This is a genomic window from Maribellus mangrovi (genome assembly GCF_037646455.1).
GTDB lineage: Bacteria > Bacteroidota > Bacteroidia > Bacteroidales > Prolixibacteraceae > Draconibacterium > Draconibacterium mangrovi_A.
Map to the genome: position 1 here is coordinate 672,895 of NZ_JBBIXN010000001.1, position 17,700 is coordinate 690,594.

The following is a 17,700-nucleotide window of genomic DNA, read 5'->3' on the forward strand; positions in this document are numbered from 1 at the left end:
TCAGAATACCCATGTATATCCAAACAGCATGGCAATAACGATGTGCACGATCATAATAACCAGCATGATCAGTGCAAACGGTAAATGTGCAACATGCCAGTAACGCAGAAAATTCTGCATTGATGAGAGCCATGCAATCCTTCTGTTCAAGATTATTTTTGATTTCAAAATGCGAATGACTTTTCTAAAGTTTCTTCCCTTCAGCCCCTGTTCTCTGAGCTCCTTCTTGATTTGGCTGACCAGTTTGTGTTCGAAAACAAATCGATTGACTATCCGAACCAGGTAATTGCTTCCTTCAGACGAAGTTGCTTGCAACAGCGCACTGTTCATTTTTACCAGTGTTTCAGGCTTCACCTGAAATTGTTCCTTCAGACGATCGTACAGGTCGGTCTCCATAGAATTTAAATCGTTCATGCTCAATTCGCGGCCTTGTATTGTGCGCGGTATCTGCAGGTAAATAAAACGACCGATCACACCGCTCATTACTACTGCGATCATGCTCCAGAAACTTATGGCTACAATTCCGCCAATTTTAAAAGAAGTATGGTAAAGCACGAGAATGGGGCCCAGCGTGCAAAGAAAAATATGAAATTCGAGCCAATGTTTGAGCACGCCCAACCGCGATAATCGTCGAAACCTTTTTCGAGCCATGTAACCAAATACACCGATAATCATAAAGGCTGACCCGGCAATACCAATGCCATGTCCAATTAATCCGGTTGGTTTTAACAACTCGTGTTGTTGATGAAAGTGACGTTCATTTATTGGTGCGATATAGTATGATCGGCCATAAAATGCCAGGGCAAAAAATACAAATACAACAATTCCGGTTAATACAGCCAGATAAATATTGTGTGCCAATCTCCCCATCTGTTCCTGGTTTAATTTAGTTTATCGATCTTTAAATTTACGTATATAATTATTTACATATACGTTAAAGCTATGAACTTTAGTATTTTAAAATCATTCTAAACCACGGGTGGGAGAAGTGTTTGATGGGAATGCGAACACTTAAGTAAACCAATGTTCATGAGAAATTCTTCTAACCTAAGCAGTAAGAGGTTTACACGAAATATTGAGATGATTGGTATCTCAAACTCTGGAAGTGAAGTATTTTATTTACTCACCAGAACATCAAGGTCCTCAGCCCACTTAATCTTTTGAAGTTCGTTCATCATGGAATCTTTCAATACGACATAGCGATCCATGTTTTCTTCTTTAACCGGAGCAACCGGATCAGCTTTCATTTTTAAAGGATCAATCGCTTTCCCATACATGTGTACCCTGAAATCAAGATGTGGCCCGGTAGCCAATCCCGTAGCTCCAACATATCCAATTACATCGCCTTGCCGAACCCGAACTCCGGTACTTATTCCTTTGGCATAACCCGATAAATGCATGTAAGTTGTGGTATAAGCAGAGTTGTGTTTGATTTTTAGGTAATTTCCACCGCCGCCTTTTTGATAAGCTTTGGCAATCACCGTTCCATCGCCAATACTCATAACTGGCGTTCCTTTTGGAGCAGCATAATCTACACCGTGGTGCGGACGTCGAATACGTAAAACCGGATGCATGCGGCTGTTTGAAAAACGCGAACTGATGCGATAATATTCCAAAGGAGCTTTTAGGAAGGTTTTTCTAAGACTTTGTCCTTTATCATCAAAATAATCCCAAATACTATCTTGTTCAAACCGAAAAGCATAGTTGGGTTCACCGTAATGATCAAATTCCACAGCATAGATTTCACCAATACCGACAGGTACCGAGTCGACATATTTTTGATCGTAAATCAAGCGGTAACGATCGCCTTTTTGAATGCCAAAAAAGTCAATGGTCCATGCAAATATTTTAGACAATTCAAGAGACAATATCGGATCTTGTCCATTATCAATCATTGCATTCCAAAGTGATGATTCAACCTCTCCCTGTGCTATGCGCAGTTCTGTTATTACTTCCTTTTTGCCCTGGGTAATCCCCAGCGTATCGAACAGTTCGAATACCGTATAATCGACCGCCGAGTTTTCATAAACAAAATATTTGGCTTCAGGAACCGAATCACGTGACGAGAAAATGGCATAAGGTTCGCCACTTTTTATTTTGCGTACATCGAATATCGACTTTGATTTTCGGGCGATTTTATCAATCGTCACCATGCTTACCCCTTTCTCATTCAATATCTGGCTGAGGTACTGATTATTCCGTACCTTTCCGTATTCAACATCAAAAGAATCGATCGGTAAACCATATTTTAAAACCGGTTCCGCAATAGGAACAATAGTATCCTGAGGAAGCTCTTCAACCTTCTTTTCTGCTTTTGTAGTGCAAGAGAACTGGGTAATTGCGATGAACAGTCCAAACCCCACTAATGCCAATCTGATAATTTTCCACATCCTGTTTCGCTTTATAAGGCAAAAATATAAAAACTGTGCAGAAATGAAATTTAGTATGTCTTCTAATTAAAAATTAGGGAGTAGTTGTGGCAAACTCTTATTTACTTACAGCTTAATTTTGTCGAATCCGCGTCCGTATACGCCCATAACACTACCCATGGAAATAAAAGCTTCAGGATCGATTTGTTTTATCTCACGAAAAATGGCTCCGGTTTCTTTTTTGCGCACCACCGACATAAGCACTTTGGTTTCCTGTTTGGTATACCAGCCTGATCCTTCGAGCAAGGTGACTCCGCGAGTGGCTCTTTCGCTGATAAACTCAGCAATCAGTTCATGTTTTTTCGATATGATAAACATCTGGGCTGAACGGTTGGCTCCGCTCAGGAATGAATCGAGTGCATAGGAAACTACCCACATGACCACATAACCATATACGAGCTTTTCAACCGAATGAAATACAAAATAAACCGATCCGATGATGGCTACATCACACAGCATAATTACCCGGCCGGGACTTACATTGCGGTATTTGTTAATAATCATAGCTATGATATCAGTTCCACCTGTACTACCACCACGCGAAAAAACAATGCCAAGTCCTATACCACTGGCCATGCCGCCAAGCACCGACGATAAAAACATGTCGTTCACCAATGGTTCTTTCAAAATGTCCTGAAAAATGGCAAAAAATACGGTTAGCACTCCAATACTATAAATGGTTTTTACGCCAAAATTGGCTCCGAGTATTTTTATGGCAATCAGCACCAAAAAGAGGTTGATAGCCAGGTAAGTAACACTCACCGGAATTTTGGTAGCGTAATAAACAACAACAGCTACACCACTGATTCCGCCACCTGTTAATTCGGCAGGGATGACGAACAATACCCAGCCCATTGCGAACAGAAATAATCCCAGAGTCATGATCAGGTAGTCCTGTATAACACTTGCCAACTTGCTGTTTGCCGACACCATTTTTGTAAACATATCTCTCTAAAATTGAGGTTAAAATTTGCGCGCAAATGAACGACCTTAATTGTGAATAAAAGTTGATGATTGTCAGGGATTTTAAAATTTCATAAAAAGCGATACGATCTTCTGTTAAATGGGTTCCGTGAGTAAAAAATAAGTTAACGCAGCAACTTCAATTAAACGGCCAGTTTTTACTGATCATTTCGCATATAAAGTCCTGTCTTACATGTTTTTAATTTGATTTTAAGACATTATTGTATTAAATTGTAATTCATCAAGTATACACACCGTGCTCAACTTTTATAAAATAGTAAAAGAGAATTTGAATTTTAACCGTTTTCAATACCGAGAGACGGTATGTCTGGAATACACCTGCCCGATTGATGCCGAACAGATCGGGATATTTTCAAGGAACGACTACCTTGTTTATGTACTGAGTGGAAAGAAAACCTATAAAACCATAAACGGGGAATGGACTTTGCTTCCGGGACAAACGCTCTATCTGAAAAAAGGTGCTGAAGTTATTCATCAGTATTTCGATGATGAGTATTGCATGTTGGGTTTCTTTATTTCCGACGAACTTATCCGCGAAACCATTTCTGAACTTCAGGGAAAAGTAGTTTTAAAATCCGGCGAGAACTCCGATGAATTCACAGCGCGAATGGTAAACACTTCGGATTACCTTGAAGGCTATTTCAATTCGATGCTTACATATTTCCGCGGTATCAATCGACCTCCCGATCAAATACTTGTACTTAAATTAAAAGAGCTGCTTATAAATCTGATAAATTGCGATGGCAGCCTGTGCACCTACTTCAAGAGTCTGGCTGAAACCGACAAACCTTCCATCAAACAAATCATGGAAAAGAATTTCTGTTTTAACCTGAAACTGGAAGACTTTGCCGAGCTTTCACACCGTAGTTTATCTTCATTTAAACGCGAATTCAGCCAGCTGTTTCAGGAATCTCCCGGCAAATGGATTCAGAAACGACGGGTTGAACATGCCGCAAATATAATTGCCAACTCCAGCCAAAGCGTCACTCAAATTGCTTACGAAACCGGGTTTGAAGACGTATCCCATTTTAGCCGTGTATTCAAAAAAATTACCGGCAAAAGTCCTTCCGAATACAAAAAATCGATGGTTTTTTGATCATTTTTCTGCCTCTGAACTAAATAGTCAACACTTCGGACTTTTTAGCAAAGCCTGATGATCAGATAGTTCTCAACTTTGTATCAACAAAAACAGAGAGCTATGAAAAACTTGATTTACACCACAGCAAAAACATCCGCCAACGGATTCTCGCCTTTCTTTAGTAACGAAAGTACACAGAACAAAAGCCATGAAAACACCAACAATATTCAGGCAAATAATTACAATTCAGACGGGAGCCAACTCTTAACTCCTGAAGCATCGCTTGCAATGAGTACCGGCAGTCTGCCAAATCTTACAACAGTTTGCCGCGAGTTATTCAATACTTTTTACAACCGGCAGGCACCAAATTCAGCACTTCAGTTTGTTCCGGTAATGCAGCAGGTATCCGGATTTGACCGGGATCAGCTAAAACGATTCCTGAAAAATAAAGAAACCCGTCATGTCCTGGTTGACAACCGCTGGATGAAGGTTGTACTGATTCACTGGAAACCCGGAAAAGTAAGTGACATTCACGGTCACCCCAGCGGAGGATGTGCTTTTAAAGTACTGCACGGAAAACTGGAAGAACTGAGGTATTCTGCAGACGAGAAACAGCGGATTCTTTGTTCCAACGGTTACCGGGCCGGCAGCATAGCCTATATTGACGACCGCCTTGGATACCATGCCGTTGGCAATCCTTTCGGATCTTCAGCAGTAAGCCTACACGCCTACACTCCCGGTAGTCCAAAAACATTGAACGAAAACATTTTTTAATCATTTAAATAGTATTCATCATTAAAATTTATCATCATGAAAGCAAAACAAAAATTAGTAGTAGTTATTTCGAGAGGTCACGACGACGAACGTTCATCAGTAGCATGGAGCATTGCTAACGGAGGTATTAACAACGGACTGGAAGTTTCAATCTTTCTGGTTAGCTCAGCCATCGACTGGGTGCGTAAAGGTGCAGCTGAAAAAGCACGCCCGAATCCGGAAGATCCGACAATAAAAGAAATGATCCAGAATGTATTCAATGCAGGTTGCAATGTAAGTGTTTGCCCGCCATGTGCCAAAGTACGCGGTTACAGCGAAGAAGACCTGGTTGAAGGAGTAAAGATCGTAGGATCGGTAGCGATACACGAAAGAGTAAAAGAAGGAGCGGCATTATTAAGTTTCTAAAACAAAACAGCTTTTTTCATGAAAAAAGGGATGGCAAAACTACCATCCCTTTTCTTTATTTCGTCCGCGATTCTAACCAATCGCGATGTTAATGATCTTCTTAGGCACAAAAATAAATTTGCGTACGGTTTTGCCTTCCATCCATTTCGCAGAACGCTCGTCGGCCAAAACCGTTTTTTCAATTTCGTCTTTTGGCATATCCAGTGGCAATTCCATTTTAAAGCGCACCTTACCATTAAACGATACCGGGTATTCATGTGCATCTTCCTGCAGCAAACTTTCATCAACCATTGGCCAGGGCTCATATGCAAGTGTTTCCTGGTTTCCATACAGCGACCACAATTCCTCTGCCATGTGTGGCGCATAAGGTGCCAGTATCTTTGCAAAAGTTTCAGCCGTTGTTTTGCTGACTTTCCCTTTTTTGATGGCGAGATTATTGAAAACCATCAGGGCCGAAATACCGGTATTAAACTTCAGGCTTTCAATGTCTGATCCTACTTTCTGAATGGTTTGATGCAACAATTTTGCCACTTCCTTGTCTTCCTCTCCTTCCACAATATTTTCGGGAACAGCAAAGAAACGATAGGCACGCGCCAGGAAGTTGAACACTCCTTTCACGCCATTTTCAGCCCAGGGTTTGCGCTCGTCGAGCGGTCCCATAAACATTTCGTATAAACGCAGCGAGTCGGCACCGTAACGTTCTATCACATCATCGGGATTCACTACATTTTTAAGAGATTTCGACATTTTAGCAACAATCTGCTTCAACTCTTCACCAGTTTCGGTGTGGAAATATTTACCGTCTTTTTCTTCCACCAAATCAGATGAGACTTTGGCGCCGGTCGAAGTTTCGTAAGCAAAAGCCAGGATCATTCCCTGGTTAAATAGTTTTTGAAAAGGTTCGTCGGTTGAAACCACGCTCAGATCGAACAACACTTTGTGCCAGAACCGAGCGTATAGCAGGTGAAGCACAGCATGTTCTGCACCGCCAATATACAAATCCACCGGCATCCAGTACTGTTCTTTTTTCACATCAAAGATGCTGTCCTCGTTGTGCGGATCGATGTAGCGAAGGTAGTACCAGCACGAACCCGCCCATTGCGGCATAGTATTCGTCTCGCGGCGTCCTTTTCTTCCGTTTTTATCGATAACAGTCAGCCAATCACCGGCATTAGCGAGTGGCGATTCACCGCTTTCGCTCGGTTTGTATTCTTCCAATTCAGGCAATTCGAGTGGCAGGTTTTCATTCTCCACCAGACTTACTTCGCCATCTTCCCAGTGAATCACCGGGAAAGGTTCTCCCCAGTAGCGCTGACGGCTAAACAACCAGTCGCGTAATTTGAAATTCACCGTAGCTTTTCCCAGGTCTTTTCCTTCGAGCCAGGCCACTATTTTCTGAATTCCGGCGGCTTTGTTCAATCCGTTAATATCAACACCGGTCTGGTCACTTGCCGAATTGATGTATTCTCCGTCTTCGGTCCAGCAAGCATCTCCCGTGAGAATTTCATCGCGGTTCTCCGCATCTTTTGGATCGAGGATGCAATTGATCGGGATATTAAATTCTTTGGCAAACTCAAAGTCGCGCGTATCGTGTGCCGGAACGGCCATAATAGCTCCGGTTCCGTATCCCATCAGAACATAATCGGCTACCCAGATCGGAATTTTCTCGTTGTTCACCGGATTAATAGCATAACGACCGGTAAACACCCCGGTTTTTTCTTTGGCCAGATCCGTACGATCGAGATCAGATTTTAAAGCTGCAGCTTTTATGTATGCTTCAACCGATTCTTTTTTATCCTCGGTTATAATTTCGTTCACCAGTTCGTGTTCGGGCGCAATTACCATATAAGTGGCACCAAATAAAGTATCGGGGCGCGTTGTGTACACCCGCAGGTCTTTATCCAGACCGTCGATGGCAAAATCCACCTCGGCTCCGGTCGATTTTCCAATCCAGTTGCGTTGCATGTCTTTTACACCTTCGGGCCAGTCGAGTTCTTCAAGGCCGTTTAACAAACGCTCGCCATAGTGCGGAATTCGCAGCAACCACTGTTTCAGGTTTTTTCGTATCACCTGGTGACCACACTTTTCATGCGATCCGTCGGTCAGCACTTCTTCGTTGGCACAAACCGTTTTACACGAATTACACCACCAAACCTGTGCGTTATCGTAATAGGCCAGTCTTTTTTCGCTGATGTAGTTTTTGACAGCTTCTTCACCTTCAGCTTTTACTTCTTCAGGAACTGACAACTCCGATATCGGGCGTCCTTTTTGCTGCTCCTCGTCAAAATAAGTGTCATATAATTTCTTAAAGATCCACTGAGTCCATTTAAAATATTTTGGATCAGTTGTGTTGATCTCCCTGTCCCAATCGTAACTCAAACCAATGGCTTTGATCTGCCGGCGGAAATTATCGCAGTTTTTTTGCGTTGTGATCGCCGGGTGCGTACCGGTTTGAATGGCATATTGTTCGGCCGGCAATCCGAAAGCGTCGTAACCCATCGGATGTAACACATTAAAACCTTTCATTCGCTTGTAACGGCTCAGAATATCGGTGGCCGTGTAACCTTCCGGGTGCCCCACATGCAATCCTGCTCCCGATGGATACGGAAACATATCGAGGATATAATATTTTGGCTTCGAAAAGTCGTCGCCGGTTTTAAATGTTTTGTTTTCTTCCCAATATTTTTGCCATTTCGGCTCAATTTCTGCGAACTTATATTCCATTGTTATTTATTGAACAGGATTCTGATTTAAAGCCGCAAAGATAAATATTTTGTTGGATGTAGCAGACGTTATTACACATTCAACCTAAATTGAACTCATTAGTTTGAAATTAAAAATTCAAATTAAAAATAGATTTCAAATCAACGTTTTCCTTCAACAATAACATGCTGAATAACAATATAGTACCAGCAATATTTTTCGTAAATTCACTACATAAATACTAAACAAAGAACAATGAACACGAACAACCGCAAGTCTTTTGTCGATGACTTCATGGCCTACGTAAAAAGCAAAGACCCGGGACAACCTGAATTTCACCAGGCTGTGCACGAGGTAGTAGAATCTTTAGCCGATTTTTTACTGGATAATCCTCGTTATATGCACGCTAAAATTCTTGAACGAATGGCCGAGCCCGAGCGTATCATTCAGTTTCGAGTGCCCTGGACTGACGACCGGGGAAACATTCACGTTAACCGGGGATTTCGTATTGAAATGAACAGCGCCATTGGTCCTTATAAAGGTGGTTTGCGTTTTCACCCCACGGTAAATCAGAGCATCCTTAAGTTTTTAGCATTCGAACAGGTACTGAAAAACAGTTTAACCTCCTTACCCATGGGTGGCGGTAAAGGCGGATCGGATTTCGACCCGAAAAACAAATCGGATAACGAGGTCATGCGCTTTTGCCAGAGTTTTATGACTGAACTGTCACGGCACATTGGCCCATACACCGATGTTCCGGCCGGTGATATTGGAGTTGGAGGACGTGAGATCGGATTTCTTTTCGGACAGTACAAACGAATAAGAAACGAATTTTCAGGTGTGCTTACCGGTAAAGGTGTGGAATGGGGAGGTTCGCTGATACGCCCTGAAGCTACGGGTTACGGAACGGTATATTTTGCTGAAGAAATGATGAAAACACGTAACGAATCATTTAAGGGTAAAACCGTTGCCATTTCCGGATCGGGAAATGTGGCTCAGTTTGCCTGCCAGAAAGTGATTGAACTGGGTGGAAAAGTTGTTACCTTATCCGATTCCAGCGGCTCGATCCATGATCCGGATGGAATTGACAATGAAAAGCTGGCTTATGTAATGGAACTCAAAAATGTTCATCGCGGAAGGATCAGGGAATACGCCGATAAATACGGGGTGCAATACCTCGATGGGAAACGACCGTGGAGCGTGAAATGTGATGTTGCACTTCCTTGTGCCACCGAAAATGAAATTCATCTTAAAGATGCTGAATCATTGATAAGCAATGGCTGTTTTGTGGTAGCAGAAGGTGCCAACATGCCAAGTACTGAAGATGCGGTTCACCATTTTCTGAAATCCAAAATACTGTACGGCCCCGGTAAAGCAGCTAACGCAGGAGGTGTAGCCGTATCGGGACTTGAAATGACACAAAACAGCATGCGTTTAGCCTGGAGCCGTGAAGAGGTGGATAATAAACTCCATTCCATCATGATCAACATTCACCAGATGTGTGTAAAATATGGTAGCGAATCCTCGGGCTTCACAAATTATGTGAAAGGCGCAAACATTGGAGGATTTGTGAAAGTAGCCAATTCCATGATGGCTCAGGGATTGGTTTAAAGCTGACTAACCTGTTAAGTGAATCCGGACTGTTAAGGCAGTTCGGATTTTTTTGTTAGTTACCCCAATTATTCGATAATAAGGTACGATTTTTGTTATTTCGGCGCCAAGATGAACCAAATCCTTTATTCTTTTTTATGCAGAAGCAATTCGTAACATTCTTATTTCTTTTCCTCTCCCATTTTGTATTTAGTCAAACCACCGTTAAGGTGGTTGATGCAAAAACAGGAGAACCTGTTGAAGGTGTACTTTTGATCTCGCAGCAATTCACCACACAAACCGATGATAAAGGAATTGCCAGCCTGGAAGGTTATAACATTGGAGAACCCATAAAATTCAAACATTCCTCTTACTTAACAACAAGTAGTACTCGCGATAAAATTGGGAAACATGAGAATGTCATTATGCTGATCGAAAATCCCATTAAAATTGACGAAGTAGTCGTTTCCGTTAATCGCTGGGCAGAAACAAAATCAGAGACACCGCAGTTAATCGAAACAATCGGTCCTGAAGATTTGGTGAATTACTCCCCCCAAACAACAGCCGATCTGCTCGGGACGAAAGTGGGAATTTTCATTCAGAAAAGTCAGATGGGTGGCGGAAGCCCGATGATACGGGGATTTTCGGCCAACCGCGTTCTGATTGTGGTTGACGGAATTCGAATGAATAACGCCATTTACCGAAGCGGAAACCTGCACAACGTAATTTCGGTTGATGCTAACAGCCTCGAAAATACCGAAGTAATTTTTGGCCCCGGTTCTGTGATTTACGGAAGCGATGCCCTGGGTGGTGTAATGAGTTTTAATACACTCTTGCCAAAACTTTCTACAGGCGAAAAAAATGAATCATTTGGGAAGGTGTATTCGCGTTACTCGAGTGCCAACTTCGAGAAAACAATTCATGGTTCGTATAATGTTGGTGGACAAAAATGGGCAGCTGTGTTTAGTTCGAGTTTTACCGATTTCGACGACCTAAGAATGGGCAGTTCGGGCCGCGATGAATACCTTCGGCCTGAATATGTTTCGGATGAGAAGTATACGGGAACCGACCGAGTTATTCAAAACGATAACAATAAAATTCAGAAATACACCGGATACAGCCAGTTCAATGCCATGGGTAAACTGAGGTATCGCCCCAACGAAAAGTGGGATTTTATGCTGAGTGGCCATCACTCGCAAACCAGTGACATACCGCGTTACGACCGACTGATTCAGTACAGTGACAATCAACTGAAATATGCTGACTGGTATTACGGACCTCAAAAATGGTCGATGTTTTCAGGCAGAATGAATTACAGCCAGTCGCACCTGCTGTTCGACAAAATGAGTTTACTGCTGGGCTATCAGCATTACGTCGAAAGTAGGCACGACCGTAAAGTGAATAACGAATGGCTACAAAGCAGAACCGAAGAGCTCGATATTTTTTCATTTAACCTTGATTTTGGAAAGGAATTTGACAGGAAAGCCGACTTGTTTTACGGCGTTGAAGCCTACCTGAACGAAGTAGGATCAAACGGGATCTCCAACAATCTTTTAAACAACGAAAGCGAAGAAATCGCTTCGCGTTATCCCGACGGATCAAATTATAAAAGCATTGCAGCTTATTCTTCGTTTAAATATAATATCAGCCCAAAGGTTCTTTTCCACATGGGTTCTCGCTTTACCATGACCCAGCTTGAAGGGAGTTTTGATCCGAAGTTTTACAATTTTCCGTTCGACGGATTCGACATGCAGAACTCGGCTTTTAACGGCAACCTTGGACTGGTTTGGCATCCGACGCCCAATTGGCAGATCAACCTTCATGGTTCCACCGGATTCCGATCGCCTAACATCGACGATGTAGCCAAAGTTTTCGACTCGGAACCCGGGAATGTTGTCGTTCCCAATCCCGATCTGAAACCCGAATATGCCCGTAATTTTGAAGTGAACGTTCTGCGAAATATTAATAACCGCATGAAAATTGAATTCACCGGATTTTATACCTGGCTGAAAGATGCCATGGTTCGAAGAGCATACAGTGGATTGGGCACCGACTCAATTCTCTATGATGGCGAAATGAGCAAAGTAGAAGCACTGGTAAATGCAGAATCAGCAAAGATTTATGGTCTGAATATCAATCTGGAATTCTTATTCAATCACCACTGGAGAACGCGTCACGACATCAGCCTCACAAAAGGTGAAGATTCTGAAGGCTATCCGATCAGGCATGTACCGCCTACTTTTGGCAGTTCCCACCTCATATACGAAAATCAACTTTGGTACATCGATTTGTACACTAATTATAACGGGAAACTCGATTTTGACGAACTGGCACCCGACGAACAGGCAAAATCGCATTTGTACGTACCCGATGAAAACGGAAATCCTTATTCGCCGTCGTGGTGGACGCTGAATATGAAAACAAATTACAAAGTCAACCAGAAAATAACTTTGAGCGGAGGTGTCGAAAATATTTTAGACAAAAGATACCGTCCGTATTCATCGGGGATTGTTTCGCCGGGAATCAATTTTATTTTTTCGGCCATGATAAAGCTCTGAATTCCGGAGATATCCGTCCGGACAGAATAACAAAGACAAATTCAACAATACTAAAAAACGCTTATTGTCGTTTTTTTAGGCAGAAGGCAGAAAATCTTAGAGAAAGATTTAATTTATTTAATTCGGTATTGCCTTCGAAGGGAGACACGTGTTGTCTCCCTTTTTTTGATTTCAAAGTCTATCCATTCATAGTTCAATTGTACCCATCCTCTAATCCTTCCCTGCAAGCAAGTAAGGACGATTGGCCAGTGTATCTTTCCTCAATCAGATCAATTAATCAGCTTAACCTTTGTTGTGTATGAAGGGATCGTCTCTCCATTATCGAAGGGAGAGACAGGAGAGAGGGTAAAAAAGCTGCAATTAAAATTCACTTTCATCTCTGTTGTTGATTCCTTTGAAACATGAAAGTTCTATTTTAGGGCATGAAGAAAATTAAAAACGAAGCCGAGTTTAAACTGCTTTGCGACTGGTGTACCGAAAATGAGCCCAAGCTTGCAGCGGTGATCGCTGAACACGACTACCCGCCTTTCTGGCACCGCGAACCAAATTTTCCGACACTGGTACTTACGATCCTCGAGCAACAGGTTTCGCTGGCATCGGCAAAAGCCGCCTATCTGAAACTGCTTGATCGCATCCAGGAAGTAACACCCGAAAACCTCCTTAAACTTAGCGACCAGGAACTCCGTGAATGTTATTTCAGCCGGCAAAAAATTCAATATACCCGTTTACTCGCTGAAGAAATTGCGGAAGGTCGGCTCGACCTGAATGAAATCAATCGACTCAATGAGCAGCAAATTCGTGAAAGACTAATTCATCTGAAAGGGATCGGACACTGGACCATAGATATGTATGTACTAATGAGCCTTCACTTTTCGGATATTTTCCCCCCGGGCGATCTGGCAACCATTAAAGCGGTTTACGAACTCACGCTTGTTCCGACTAAGGCGTCGAAAGAAGAAATCGTGAAATACATGCAGCGTTTCTCTCCTTATCGTTCTGTGGCGACTTATATTTTGTGGCATGCCTACATTGAAAAGCGTAAATTAACACTGGAATAAATCCGATTGAAAGGCCCAAATTTTGTAGTTTTGAAAATCAACAACAACAAAACCATGTCCTATCTCAAATTCCTTGCACTTTTTCTGTTCCTGATTTATTCGTGTTCTTCATCAAAAAAACACAGCGAACAACAAGCTGTAAAAGTTGAACTGACTACCATTTACGGAAATGTTATTCTTGAATTATCGAATGAAACTCCTCTGCACCGCGATAATTTTGTAAAGCTGGTAAAAGAAGGTTATTTCGACGACATGCTATTTCACCGGGTGATTGAGGGTTTTGGAATTCAGTCGGGCGATCCCAACAGCAAAAATGCAAAACCCAGAGAAGCCCTCGGAAACGGAGGACCAGATTACACCATTCCGGCCGAGATAAACGCCCAACTTTTCCATAAACGCGGAGCTTTAAATGCTGCCCGCGACAATAATCCTGACCGTGCATCGGCCGGTTCTCAGTTCTTTATCGTTCAGGGAAAAGTTCAGAACGACAACACGCTCGATCGCTCCGAAAAAAGGATCAATAACTGGCTAGCGGAACATTATTTCATTAACGATCCGGCAAACAAGGCCTTTCGCGATTCTTTTGAAATGGCCATGAGAAACGAAAATGAACAAGCTTACATGAGATGGATCGACAGCATTCAGTCGGGTGGAAAAAATTACACCAATTTCGAACCGTATTCCTATCCTGAAGCTCATCGTGAAGTTTATAAAACCAATGGCGGTGCTCCCCACCTCGATCAGAATTACACCGTTTTTGGGGAAGTAATTCAGGGGATGAACATTGTGGATTCGATTGCAGCTCAGCCGGTAGATTCGCTTGATCGCCCACTGAATGATGTTAGAATTATAAGTGCCCGGATACTCGAAGAATGAAGATCAATAACAAAACATCACCTTTCCTCACAGGCCCTTATATTTTCTTCGGGTTGATATTTGTCATTACAGGCATCTTGTGTTTAATTGCTTCACAGTGGGTACTTGCATCCTTCAACTTGTTTATTGCCTGGTATCTGTTTGCCACTTTTTCTGGTGCTGAAATCGATACCGAAACCCGAAAATTCAGGTCGTACAACAAGCATTTCGGTTTGATTAAAACGGGACGATGGCGAAAGCTGGACGATTACCTCGGAGTTACACTGGTACCCATGAAAAAGGTGTATACCATGTACAGCCGCTCGAATCGTGTTAACACTTCCGACAAGATGGAATACAGGATCTACCTGGTCAACAAAGCCAAACGACCCGGCATTGAAATAAAAACCTGCAAAACTCCGGAAATGGGACAACAAAGCCTCGATGAATTTTCAATCTGGCTGAAAATGCCGGTTTTTTCAGTTCCTCACAGGTAATATTTCACCGGGCACAAAATTCTCCATATATTAATACTCCAACTTTTGCGTTATTTATGGTAGCATTAAAACTTTACTTATGAGATTTCTCCTTTCTGCATTAATCGTACTTATATTTTCGTCGGCCACCTACGGCCAGGCCAAAAAACGAGGTCAGGTAAAACGTAAATACCGCAATACAGAATCGGTATCGCGCGAATTGCCACCTGTTTTTGTTCGGGGTGCTGTTTACGACGAGAATTATGTTCCGCTTCCGGGAGCCCATGTTACCGTTGACGGAACAAGCAAAGGAGTAAATACAAACGAAGATGGCGAATACCTGATACAAGGACTTGTTACAGGGCGAGCCCGCGTAAGGGTTTCCTATATCGGGTACGAAACGCACACCGTAGATATAATTCTGCGGACCGGACAAAACGAGAAGAATGTAATGATGCAACTCGACAATGTCCATCTCGAGCCGGTTCTGGTAAATGCTCAAAAACGCGAACAGCAAATCATGGATGTTCCCACAGCCATTTCATCGATAACGGACAATACATTGGAACAATCAAACATTACCGAACTCAGCCAGTTGAGCGAATTTGTCCCAGGATTGTACATTCGCGAGCAGGGTGCCAACCGCCCGACTTTTGTCATTCGCGGATTAACCAGCGATGAAGTCAGTCCCAGCGCACAACCACGCGTATCGGTATATTTTAATGGCGTACCTATTAACCGGGCCAGTGGCGCCTCACTCGAATTGTACGACATGGAACGTGTTGAAATAATGAAAGGACCACAAAACACCTTGTTCGGAAGAGGTGCACAAGCAGGTGCCCTACACTACGTCAGTAAAATGCCAACCAGCGATTTGTACGGAAGTTTAACAGCAGGCATTGGCGAATTCGGCCAAAAGGAAGTTCGCGGTTTTGTAAATGTTCCCATTTTTGAGGATGTATTAATGGTTCGTGCAGCAGGAATTTACAGCACCCGCGATGGTTATATTGAAAATACTTTGGGTGGAAAGCTGATGGGAAAAGAAACACTCGCCGGAAGGTTCTCCACACGTTTCAGACCAGCTTGGAACCACCGGGCCAACCTGGTATTGAACTATCAAAAAGATAATACACCGGGCATTGCCTTTATGCCGGGCGATCTTCCAAATACAAATGGCGACATTGGTATTTTTAGTGGTGCAGCATCGCACGAACAAGGTAACAACCTGGGAACCGGTAAAGAACTTTTTGATGCTACCCTGAATTACCGCTTTTACATTAACGAGCAGAATTACTGGACTTCAATTACCTCGTATCGAAAACTAGATGCCAATGCCCGATGGGATGGCGACGGAACAGCATCGGCTGCTATCGACATGGCAGAAACCAGCAGCGCTTCGCAGTTTTACCAGGAGATCAGGGGTAATTTTTCGAACAGCCGCTTGAACGGTGTGCTTGGCGCAAGTTACTGGCGCGAAAAGGCGGATCAGCGTTACTGGTTTTCTACCAACGAACAGCATTTGGCCAACCTCTTGTTGGCCAGTCCGCCAATGCCGCTGGTCGATAATAGCGGACAACCTTTATCAATTCAAGCCATTCCGAGTTACGATCCGGAACTGGATACTACCATTTACATTCCGCTGCCAACTTCTCACCAGGAAGAAAATTACAGCGAGGCTAAAAACATGGCTGCCGAAGCATTTCTGGATATTACTTATCAACTCACCCGCAAAATCTTTGTTTCGGCAGGAATACGCGGTGTGTACGACCGATACAAGCTGGCCAACGAAGCTAGCTTTGCCGGTGGCGAAGCTTCAACTCTTGGCTCTTTTACCGGTAATTACCCCAATGTACTGTTTCTTCCAAACGATCGGCAAGAGATCAAGAAAAGTTCCATTTCGTTTACCTGGCGCGGAGGTCTGAAATACCGCTTTAACGAATACGGTAATGTATTTGCCAACTATGCCCGCGGACGTCGGCCGAATGTGTTGCAGTTCACCTCAAGCGGTGAGGAAGAAATACTGGATGCCGAAATACTGGATAATTTTGAATTGGGTGTGAAAGGCGTTTATTTCGACCGGGTTTACGTTGATGTTACGGGATTCTATCAGCTGTACAAGAATTTCCAGACACAGGCCTGGGAAGCCGATCCTGAAAGCGGAGAATTCAACCTGAAATTTAAGGACAGCGGACAAGCAACATCTTATGGTGCCGAAGCGAATCTGAGAGTAGCCATCATAAAACAACTCGACTTTTTTGCTAACTATGCCTGGCTGAAAACGGCTTTCGATTCCACCGATGTTAATGGATCGGCACAGGAATATTCGGGCAATGTTTTTCGGATGGCACCCGAACATAGCTTTAATGCCGGCTTTAGCGCACGCATAAATATTCTGCCCACCATAAAATTATTTGTTACTCCTTCGTATGCCTGGAAATCGCACATCTTTTTCGAAGATGCCAACACTCCGGGACTGGAACAGGATGCTTATGGCACATTGAATATCAACGGCGGAATTGCCATGTCGGATCCCAACATTATTTTTTCGGTTTGGGCTACCAATGTGCTGGACGAACAATTTATTACCAGCGCGGGAAATACAGGAAGCTTGTTCGGTGCGCCCACATTTGTGCCTGGCCCACCCAGAATGGTTGGTGCTAAACTCACCTGGAATTTTAGTAAAAAGGAAAAACGTCGTTCAAGGATATATAACTGAGAACTGTAAAAAAAGAAAAAGCCCGGCTCCGGGCTTTTCAGGCAACTAATATGAGATATTTAGTAAAATAATCA

General features: G+C 43.0%; 13 protein-coding genes. 9 read left to right on the plus strand and 4 right to left on the minus strand.

Features of this window, described 5'->3' with window-relative positions:
• The 3 genes from WFY05_RS02500 to WFY05_RS02510 form a co-directional block, all read right to left on the minus strand.
• A complete protein-coding gene (locus tag WFY05_RS02500; RefSeq protein WP_340111142.1) occupies window positions 1-870 on the minus strand; it encodes a hypothetical protein in 870 nt (289 codons plus the stop codon).
• Window positions 871-1,115: 245 nt separating this feature from the next.
• Entirely contained in the window at window positions 1,116-2,390 is a 1,275-nt protein-coding gene (locus tag WFY05_RS02505) for a peptidoglycan DD-metalloendopeptidase family protein (protein WP_340111143.1), read from the minus strand.
• Between the two features lie 105 nt (window positions 2,391-2,495).
• Window positions 2,496-3,374 carry a YitT family protein gene (locus WFY05_RS02510; protein ID WP_340111144.1) on the minus strand — a complete coding sequence of 293 codons (879 nt, stop codon included), beginning with the start codon at window positions 3,372-3,374 and terminating at the stop codon, window positions 2,496-2,498.
• Window positions 3,375-3,648: 274 nt separating this feature from the next.
• On the opposite strand from WFY05_RS02510, the gene WFY05_RS02515 reads away from it, so the two are divergent.
• The 3 genes from WFY05_RS02515 to WFY05_RS02525 all read left to right on the plus strand — a co-directional run bounded on the left by WFY05_RS02515 (window position 3,649) and on the right by WFY05_RS02525 (window position 5,670).
• Window positions 3,649-4,509 (plus strand): helix-turn-helix domain-containing protein, encoded by an 861-nt coding sequence (locus WFY05_RS02515; protein WP_340111145.1) that lies wholly within the window; start codon window positions 3,649-3,651, stop codon window positions 4,507-4,509.
• A 102-nt stretch (window positions 4,510-4,611) separates the two neighbouring features.
• Window positions 4,612-5,265 (plus strand): cysteine dioxygenase, encoded by a 654-nt coding sequence (locus WFY05_RS02520; RefSeq protein ID WP_340111146.1) that lies wholly within the window; start codon window positions 4,612-4,614, stop codon window positions 5,263-5,265.
• Between the two features lie 36 nt (window positions 5,266-5,301).
• Entirely contained in the window at window positions 5,302-5,670 is a 369-nt protein-coding gene (locus tag WFY05_RS02525; RefSeq protein WP_340111147.1) for a DsrE family protein, read from the plus strand.
• Between the two features lie 72 nt (window positions 5,671-5,742).
• On the opposite strand, the gene leuS is transcribed toward WFY05_RS02525, so the two are convergent.
• Complete coding sequence (leuS, locus tag WFY05_RS02530; protein ID WP_340111148.1) at window positions 5,743-8,394, minus strand: leucine--tRNA ligase; 2,652 nt, start codon at window positions 8,392-8,394, stop codon at window positions 5,743-5,745.
• A 234-nt stretch (window positions 8,395-8,628) separates the two neighbouring features.
• Here leuS and gdhA point away from each other — a divergent pair, with 234 nt between their 5' ends.
• From gdhA to WFY05_RS02560, 6 genes are all read left to right on the plus strand, one after another.
• Window positions 8,629-9,984 carry an NADP-specific glutamate dehydrogenase gene (gdhA, locus tag WFY05_RS02535; protein ID WP_340111149.1) on the plus strand — a complete coding sequence of 452 codons (1,356 nt, stop codon included), beginning with the start codon at window positions 8,629-8,631 and terminating at the stop codon, window positions 9,982-9,984.
• A 137-nt stretch (window positions 9,985-10,121) separates the two neighbouring features.
• A complete protein-coding gene (locus WFY05_RS02540) occupies window positions 10,122-12,521 on the plus strand; it encodes a TonB-dependent receptor (protein ID WP_340111150.1) in 2,400 nt (799 codons plus the stop codon).
• A 422-nt stretch (window positions 12,522-12,943) separates the two neighbouring features.
• Window positions 12,944-13,579, plus strand: a complete 636-nt coding sequence (locus WFY05_RS02545) for a DNA-3-methyladenine glycosylase family protein (protein ID WP_340111151.1) — start codon at window positions 12,944-12,946, stop codon at window positions 13,577-13,579.
• A 54-nt stretch (window positions 13,580-13,633) separates the two neighbouring features.
• Window positions 13,634-14,455 carry a peptidylprolyl isomerase gene (locus WFY05_RS02550; RefSeq protein WP_340111152.1) on the plus strand — a complete coding sequence of 274 codons (822 nt, stop codon included), beginning with the start codon at window positions 13,634-13,636 and terminating at the stop codon, window positions 14,453-14,455.
• A complete protein-coding gene (locus WFY05_RS02555; protein WP_340111153.1) occupies window positions 14,452-14,931 on the plus strand; it encodes a hypothetical protein in 480 nt (159 codons plus the stop codon). Before WFY05_RS02550 ends, WFY05_RS02555 begins: the two co-directional genes overlap by 4 nt.
• A gap of 79 nt (window positions 14,932-15,010) precedes the next feature.
• The gene (locus WFY05_RS02560) at window positions 15,011-17,626 is read left to right on the plus strand and encodes a TonB-dependent receptor (protein ID WP_340111154.1); all 2,616 of its coding nucleotides are present in this window, start codon (window positions 15,011-15,013) and stop codon (window positions 17,624-17,626) included.
• The last annotated feature ends 74 nt before the right edge of the window (window positions 17,627-17,700 follow it).

Excerpts from the sequence above, each read along its gene's own strand:
- WFY05_RS02555 (WP_340111153.1), top strand. The coding sequence starts at position 14,452 with ATGAAGATCAATAACAAAACATCACCTTTCCTCACAGGCCCTTATATT.
- WFY05_RS02525 (WP_340111147.1), top strand. The coding sequence starts at position 5,302 with ATGAAAGCAAAACAAAAATTAGTAGTAGTTATTTCGAGAGGTCACGAC.
- WFY05_RS02510 (WP_340111144.1), bottom strand. The coding sequence starts at position 3,374 with ATGTTTACAAAAATGGTGTCGGCAAACAGCAAGTTGGCAAGTGTTATA.
- WFY05_RS02540 (WP_340111150.1), top strand. The coding sequence starts at position 10,122 with ATGCAGAAGCAATTCGTAACATTCTTATTTCTTTTCCTCTCCCATTTT.
- WFY05_RS02560 (WP_340111154.1), top strand. The coding sequence starts at position 15,011 with ATGAGATTTCTCCTTTCTGCATTAATCGTACTTATATTTTCGTCGGCC.
- WFY05_RS02545 (WP_340111151.1), top strand. The coding sequence starts at position 12,944 with ATGAAGAAAATTAAAAACGAAGCCGAGTTTAAACTGCTTTGCGACTGG.
- leuS (WP_340111148.1), bottom strand. The coding sequence starts at position 8,394 with ATGGAATATAAGTTCGCAGAAATTGAGCCGAAATGGCAAAAATATTGG.
- gdhA (WP_340111149.1), top strand. The coding sequence starts at position 8,629 with ATGAACACGAACAACCGCAAGTCTTTTGTCGATGACTTCATGGCCTAC.
- WFY05_RS02505 (WP_340111143.1), bottom strand. The coding sequence starts at position 2,390 with ATGTGGAAAATTATCAGATTGGCATTAGTGGGGTTTGGACTGTTCATC.
- WFY05_RS02520 (WP_340111146.1), top strand. The coding sequence starts at position 4,612 with ATGAAAAACTTGATTTACACCACAGCAAAAACATCCGCCAACGGATTC.
- WFY05_RS02500 (WP_340111142.1), bottom strand. The coding sequence starts at position 870 with ATGGGGAGATTGGCACACAATATTTATCTGGCTGTATTAACCGGAATT.
- WFY05_RS02550 (WP_340111152.1), top strand. The coding sequence starts at position 13,634 with ATGTCCTATCTCAAATTCCTTGCACTTTTTCTGTTCCTGATTTATTCG.